The 6,834-nt window shown below is 71.5% G+C and carries 5 protein-coding genes; 1 reads left to right on the top strand and 4 read right to left on the bottom strand.

All coding sequences use genetic code 11. The annotated features are described in order from the left end of the window. The first annotated feature begins 203 nt into the window (after nucleotides 1-203). On the top strand, nucleotides 204-779 hold the full coding sequence (locus DPA01S_RS13415) for a hypothetical protein (protein WP_061229576.1): 576 nt from the start codon (nucleotides 204-206) through the stop codon (nucleotides 777-779). A gap of 60 nt (nucleotides 780-839) precedes the next feature. Here DPA01S_RS13415 and DPA01S_RS13410 read toward each other — a convergent pair whose 3' ends face one another. Genes DPA01S_RS13410 through DPA01S_RS13395 form a run of 4 tightly spaced genes read right to left on the bottom strand, consistent with a single transcriptional unit; the run spans nucleotide 840 to nucleotide 6,685 of the window. Continuing rightward, on the bottom strand, nucleotides 840-1,229 hold the full coding sequence (locus tag DPA01S_RS13410) for an MmcQ/YjbR family DNA-binding protein (RefSeq protein WP_232303155.1): 390 nt from the start codon (nucleotides 1,227-1,229) through the stop codon (nucleotides 840-842). A 16-nt stretch (nucleotides 1,230-1,245) separates the two neighbouring features. Next, nucleotides 1,246-3,792: a GNAT family N-acetyltransferase gene (locus DPA01S_RS13405; RefSeq protein WP_061916955.1), complete on the bottom strand. Its 2,547-nt coding sequence runs from the start codon at nucleotides 3,790-3,792 to the stop codon at nucleotides 1,246-1,248. Further along, a complete protein-coding gene (locus tag DPA01S_RS13400) occupies nucleotides 3,789-5,189 on the bottom strand; it encodes a lysine N(6)-hydroxylase/L-ornithine N(5)-oxygenase family protein (RefSeq protein ID WP_061916952.1) in 1,401 nt (466 codons plus the stop codon). The genes DPA01S_RS13405 and DPA01S_RS13400 overlap by 4 nt, the downstream gene beginning before the upstream one ends. Next, complete coding sequence (locus tag DPA01S_RS13395; RefSeq protein ID WP_061916950.1) at nucleotides 5,186-6,685, bottom strand: pyridoxal phosphate-dependent decarboxylase family protein; 1,500 nt, start codon at nucleotides 6,683-6,685, stop codon at nucleotides 5,186-5,188. Before DPA01S_RS13395 ends, DPA01S_RS13400 begins: the two co-directional genes overlap by 4 nt. Between the last annotated feature and the right edge of the window lie 149 nt (nucleotides 6,686-6,834).

Genomic DNA, 6,834 nt, shown 5'->3' with positions numbered 1-6,834 from the left:
GTGATCAACTGTGCGGCCGCACCGCGGCCGTCTCGAATACGTGTTCTATTCTACGTCCACGTGTTCGACACCACAAGGCCTACGTGGGTGGAACTGAGAAAGACCACGCATTGGCAACGACGCTTCGGGGGCTCGAGATTTATGGGACCCTCATTAACTGATCGGGGGAGACCGCCCGACGCACCGGAGTTCGGAGGCTCACCATGACCAAGTCAATCGCGTACGTCGGCGCACTGGCCGCGGCCCTGCTCGTCGCCTCGGCGGGCACTGCAGCAGCTCAGAGCTCTGATCCTGCGGACACCGGCTCGATCCCGGGCTCCGCGGCCGCCGATGGCGAGAACGGTACGGGTGCCGAGAGGGGCAGCGGTGCCGGCGCCGAGGACGGCGAGACCGGCCAGCTGGGCGAACTCGGTGAGCTGCTTCCCGGCTCGGTCACGGGGTCGCTGCCCGGCTACGCCTCGGGGCCGCTCGGTTCCGCGGCCACCTTCGCCTGCAACGTCGGCAGCGCCGCCGGCCTGGCCGCGAATGCGATCGGGGCCCCGCTGCAGGTGCCGGTCGGCGTGATCTGCGCGGTCCTCAACCCCGCTGCACGGTCCGCCGACGCCCTGCTGGCAGGAGACGTCGACGGATCGGTCAGCGCTGTCCTCAGCGGAGTGCCGCTCGTGGGCGGCTCGTTGGCGGATCAGCTCGACACCTCGTCGGCCACCGAGTCGGTCAAGGGATCGGTGGGCGAGCAGCTCGGCTCGCTGACCGAGACGTCGTTGTCGCCTGCGAACTGAGCCGAGACGGCGAGAGCCCGCGCCGGACAGCGGCCGCCGCGCCGACCGGCCCAGCCGCGGTCAGGCCCGCTGGCCGCGGCCGAAGGTCTCCGGCTCGACGGGCTGCTGGCCCTTCGGCAGCCCGGCCACGACGAGACGGTAGGACTCGGTGACGAGCTCGTCGACCATCTCGGCGGTCAGGGTGCCGCCCGGATGCAGCGAGATCCAGTGCTGCTTGTTCATGTGGTAGCCGGGAGTGATGTCGGCGTGCGCGGCGCGGAGGGACATCGAGTCCGAGGGCAGCGCTTTGAGGATCACCTGGGGCTCGCCCTCGACCTTGGCGTGGAACATGAACATCTTGCCGCGGACCTTGAACACGTCGAAGTCCGGGCCGAACGGGAACTCCAGGGTGGACGCCGGAAGCTCACGCGCCCTCGCGGCCGCGCACTTCTGGAGTTCCCGTCCGTTCACACGGTCGACGCTACCGTCACCCCACGGGTGTCGGGTCGTGCTGCCGGCGCGGTGCCGCATCGCCGCGAGCGCCGGGCGCCGCGCCCTGTCGCCCCGTCGCCTCGTCGGCCGTCTCCCTGGAGCGCGCGGCGAGCGGGTTCGCCAGCGTGCCCGCGAACTGCAGAGAACCGGCCTGATCGGTCAGGGCCACCATTTGCCTGGTGTTGCGCAACTGCAGCCGGTTGAGGCACGAATGCTTGAACCGCGGGGCGAACAGCGCCTCCCAGGTGGGACGGTGCACCTCGCCGTCGTCGCCGTCGTCGCCCGCGTCACCAGGGGCGAGGACCTCCAGGCACCGGCGCGTCTCATCCCAGAACGCCTCGGCGTCGAGCACGCCGGCGGTGTCGAGGATCGCGGCGAGGTGGCGCAGCACCCCGTCCATCACGTCGGTCTGGATGCTCAGGGCGGCGGTCTCGGCGTCCAGGACGTGGCGGACTCGTTCGATGCCGTCGGGCAGCGGCAGGTCGCGCACCATCGCGACCTCCTCGCCGATGTCCTTGAACAGTGTGCGCCGCGGAGTGTGGTCAGGGCCCAGAACGACGATGACGTTCTCGCCGTGCGGCATGAACACGAGCCCGTGCGCGAGGAGGCAACGGGCGACCGGCAGGACATAGGCGTCGAGCAGCGCGCGTAGCCACGTGCGGGCCTCGTGGCCGGAGCGCTCGAGGTGTTCGACGGCGAGGGCACGCCCGTGCAGGTCCACGTGCAGCATCGAGGCCAGCGTGACGGCCCGCTCGCCGTCGGCCAACCGGGGGACCGGGCTCTCCCGCCACAGAGCGGCGATCATCTTGGTGTGCGGACCCGCGTCGGACACGCCCGCGGCGGCGGCCCGGTGATAGGCGTCGCCGGTGTAGCCGACCGCGGCGACCTCGCGCAGGACCCCGAAGTCGAGCGCCCGCAGGACGGGGTCCGAGTCGACGATCCCGGCCACCCAGTCGTTGACCGCCGGGGTGTCGTGCATGTACTTCGGTGACAGGCCGCGGGTGAAGCCCATGTTCTGCACGGCCAGGGCGGTCTTGACGTAGCCGCGCTCGGGGCGGGTGACGTCGAAGAACGTGCGCACGGACTGCTGCGGCCGGTACTCGCTGTCCGACTCGCCCAGGTACACGAGGTCGCGGCGCGCGAGGTCGGGGGCGAACGCCACCGCGATCTTGTGCCCCCACTGCCACGGGTGGACGGGCAGGACGCGGTATCCGGCGGGGTCGAGCCCGAGCGCACGCAGCCGGTCGTCGCACCGCTCGAGGGCCTCGGCGCCGAACTCGCGGGCGTAGAGCTCGTCCTCGTCGAGGCCGGCGACGGTGGCCAGGTGGCTGAGGTCGCGGCGCGCGGCGAGCCACACGAGCCGGACCGTCGAGCGGGACTCCGGCGTGTAGTGGTGCCTGTCTGTCAGTCCGAGGCCCACGCGGCCGTTGTTGGCGACGAAGCCGGGGTGGCCCTCGGTCATCGCCCCCTCGACCTCCTGGAGACCGGACTCGGCGAGCTGCTGCGCGGGTCGGTCGCGATGGTGCAGGCAGAACGCGGCCGAGCCGAGCGTCGCGGCGATCTCCTCGAGGTAGACGCCGAGCAGCGTCTCCGGGATCCCCAACTCCGGCGCGAGCGAGAGGATGAGCTCCTGCGCGTCCGGTTCCGCCGGCGCTCCGTTGACCTCGCGACGCAGCGACGCCTCGTCGATCGCCCAGTGCTCCAGCGGGAGCACGCGGGCGCGGAACGTCCACCGCTCGTCGCCGGCGCGGACGGCGTAGATGTCCGTCGCGGCGTCGTGGACGGGCGCGAGGAGCCGTTCGTGCGAGAACTCGGCGAGGGCCTTGACGCACAGGTGACGGTGAGCGCGGCGCATGGCGTGTCCGGTGAGATGAGCGTGTCCGGCGTGGGTTTCCGACGGCGACGACGACGAGATCACCCGCGTCTCGGCGCCGATCTCCGAACCGCGGAACGCAGCGGCACTACAGAAGAAGAGCAGCGCTGTCTTGTCGGGCAGGTCGACCGGGCCCGCCTCGCGGAAGCCGGCGCGGGCGTTGAGCCGGTGCACGGCCGTGTTGCGGATGTCGGGCTCGACGACCATCCGGCGGGCCGGCGAGCCGCCGATCATCGGAATCGCGAACGCCGCCTCGCAGATGGCGCCCATGACCGCGGCCGTCGTGCCGGGGACCGGGGTGCGGGTCGGCGCGACGAGCAGGTGCATGCCGAAGTCGCCGGGCTCGTGCGGGTACCGGCCGTCGAGCTCGACCTCGGCGGGGTCGTAGAACACGGCCAGGCCTACGCGGAGACCGTCGATGCGGACGATGAGCACCCACCGGTGCGGGCCCGACGACCAGTCGAGGAGGAACTGCTCGACCTGCACCGGTGTCGACCCCTGCATGCCCCAGTAGGACGATCCCGGATGATCCAACCAGGCGTGCAGCGTACGGAGCGTGTCGGTGCTGTCGGTGGCGCCACCGAGTGCGAGCGGCTCGAGCGTGACGATCCCGGCCGGGGTATGGACTGTGCTGACCGGGGTCTGGACGGTGCTGACGGGGTGGCTCATCGTGCCTCCTGTTGCCGGGTGGTCGGCGAATCGTGGGCGGGGGCGGGCTGAGTGGGGTCGGCGCCGCCGGCAGGAGCCCCGAACTGCTGGAACGCGATCGACGTCTCGACCGGGTAGACCTCGCGCCCGCAGATCGAGCGCAGGATGATGCTGTTGCGCATCGCGCCCATGCCCAGGTCCGGGGCGGTGAGGCCGTGCGTGTGCTCCTCCGCGTTCTGGACGTGGATCGTCGAATGCGCCCGGTCGACGGTGCGATCGCGGGCCACGCGGTACCGGCCCTGCTCGTCCCGGTCGATCTCGTCGGCGATCCCCTCCAGAAACCGCGGCGGCGTGGGGGAGTAGCCGGTCGCCAGGACCAGCCCGTCGGTGTGGTGCGTCCAGGGCCGCCCGGTGTCGGCGCAGCTCAGGTCCAGGCGCAGGGCGCCGGGCGAGTCGGCCTCGCGGGCCGCACGGGTCGCGCCCTCCAGGGTGGTGGCCGCCGCGAGCAGGCCGCTCGCGAGGCCGTGGACCGACCGGCGGTACAGCAGGTCGTGGATCTCGTTGATGAGGTCGGCGTTGATGCCCTTGTACAGCGAGCGCTGTTCCCGCAGCATCCGGTCGCGCTGATTCGCCGGCAGGGCGTGGAAATGATCGATGTACTCCGGCGACGTCATCTCCAGCGTGAGCTTGGTGTACTCCATCGGGAAGAACCGCGGGGACCGGGTCACCCAGTCGATGCGTGGTCCGTCGGCGCCGGCGGACGAGAGCAGATCGTGGTATATCTCGGCGGCCGACTGGCCGCTGCCCACCACCGTCACCGATCCCAGCGACAGCAGCTCGTCCCGCCGGTGCAGGTACTCGCTCGCGTGGAGCGCCACCGCCCCGTCACCATCCAGTGGCTCCCGATCGATCGGCGACCACGGGGTCGTCCCGATCCCCAGCACCAGGTGCCGGGTGCGGTAGGTCTCGGTGCCCTCCGAGGTGATGGCGGTGACCCGGTAGACGGGGGCCTCGTCGTCGTCGCCCCGTTCCTCTCGACGGACGTCGACCACCTCCCGGCCCCAGCGCAGGCCGCCGACCCGTTCGGACGCCCAGCGGCAGTAGGCGTCGTACTCGGCGCGCAGCGGCTGGAAGTCTTCACGGATGTAGAAGGGGTACAGGCGTCCGATCTGCTTGAGGTAGTTCAGGAACGAGTACGGCGACGTCGGGTCCGCCAGCGTCACCAGGTCGGCCAGGAACGGCACCTGGATGGTGGCGTCGTCGAACATCAGCCCGTGGTGCCACGCGAAGCCGTCGCGGGCGTCGAGGAAGACCGCGTCCAGCCCCAGCGGCTCGGCCAGGCACGCCAGGCCCAGGTTGAACGGGCCGATCCCCACGCCCACCAGGTCGTGGATGCGGTCGGTGGTGTTGGTACTCACGTCAGCACCCCCGCGGTCGTGGCTTCGCGCATCCCGGCGGTCAGGTACCGGGCGGCGGAACGGACGTCGGCCAGGACGGCGGCGACGTCCTCGTCGGCGAGATGGGGATCGAGGACGGTCAGCTTGAGACACGGTCGCCCGTCCACGACGGTCGCCGCGACCAGCGAGCGGCCCTCCGCGAACAGGGCGTCCCGGATCGGGCGGACCAGGGCGTCCGACTCGGCGTCGGAGACGGGTCGACCGTCCGCTCCAGCCGGGCGGGGGCGGAACAGCACCGTCGACAGGGCCGGCACGCGGACCAGCTCGAGCTCGGCGTCCGCCTCGACGGTGCGGCCGATGCGCGCCGCGACGTCGATCGCGCTGTCCAGCAGCCGGCCGATCCCGGCCGCGCCCATCACCCGCAGCGTCATCCACAGCTTGAGCGCGTCGAAGCGCCGGGTCGTCTGCAGGGACTTGTCCACCGCGTGGTCGTCGCCGTCCGCGGGGTTGAGGTAGTCCGCGCTCACCGTGGAGTGCCGGAAGCCGGAACCGTCGCGGAGCAGCAGCGCCGACGCGGCGACCGGCAGGAAGAAGGTCTTGTGGAAGTCCACGGTCACCGAGTCCGCCAGGTCGATCCCGTCGAGCAGGTCGCGGCGGGTGGGGGAGACCAGCAGCCCGCCGCCGTACGCGGCGTCCACGTGCATCCACACGTCGTGGCGGCGGCAGACCTCGCCGACCGCGCGCAGCGGGTCGATCGCGCCGTGGTCCGTGGTGCCGGCCAGGGCCACGACGGCCGCGACCTCGTGCCCGGCGTCCGCCAACGTGGACAGCATGCGGTCGAGGGTGGCCGGATCCATTTGGTCGCCGTCGCCGGGCAGCGTCACCACGGCGTCCGGGGCCAGGCCCAGCAGGCGCGCGGCCTTGACCACGCTGAGGTGGGCGTGCTCGCCGGTGACGATCCGCAGGCCCGGCAGCCGCGCGCAGCGGTCGCCGGCGTCGTCGCTCCCCGGTGCCGGCCGGCTGAGCCGGTCCTCGCGGGCGGTGAACAGGCCCTGGAGGTTGGACGCGGTGCCGCCGGTCGTGAACACCCCGTCGGGGCGCCCGGACTGGTCGAACCCGATGAGATCGGTGACCCAGCCGACGAGCTTCTGCTCGATGAGGCAGGCGGACGTGCCCTGGTCCCACGTCTCCACGGCGGTGTTCACCGACGTCGCCAGGGCCTCGGCGGCGACGGCGGGGATCGTGATGGGACAGTTCAGGTGCGCGAGGTAGCGCGGATGGTGGTAGCCCACCGCGTGGTCGAGGTAGAGCTCGCGGACCTCCTCGAGCGCCTTGTCGAGAGTGCCGAGCGGGGCGGACAGGTCGACGGCCGCGGTCTGCGCGGCCAGCGCCGACGGAGACGCCGGGGATCGCGGCGTGGTCCGACCGCCGAGGTAGCGGCTGACCTCGGCGGTCGCCGCCGCCAGGGCCGCGGCGAGGGCCTCCCGGTTCTCGCTGCTCAACAATGGATCGTTCACTGGTACTCCGACCTACTCGGGGACTTCGGCACCGGCGAACGCTAAGCAGGTTAGGCTTACCTAAACAACCATGGGGTGAGATGAATCACTATCTCGCACACCGAATGTTGGAAATCTTTCCCGCGCCCCTTGCGTTGGAGCGCGCCACA

The organism is Dietzia papillomatosis NBRC 105045 (assembly GCF_001570845.1).
GTDB classification, from domain to species: Bacteria; Actinomycetota; Actinomycetes; order Mycobacteriales; family Mycobacteriaceae; genus Dietzia; species Dietzia cinnamea.
Note: the sequence above shows the minus strand (reverse complement) of the source record. Positions and strands in the feature narration are given on the sequence as shown.

What these genes read in the sequence shown, in the direction of transcription:
- DPA01S_RS13415 (WP_061229576.1), top strand. Translation starts at nt 204, where the DNA reads ATGACCAAGTCAATCGCGTACGTCGGCGCACTGGCCGCGGCCCTGCTC.
- DPA01S_RS13405 (WP_061916955.1), bottom strand. Translation starts at nt 3,792, where the DNA reads ATGAGCCACCCCGTCAGCACCGTCCAGACCCCGGTCAGCACAGTCCAT.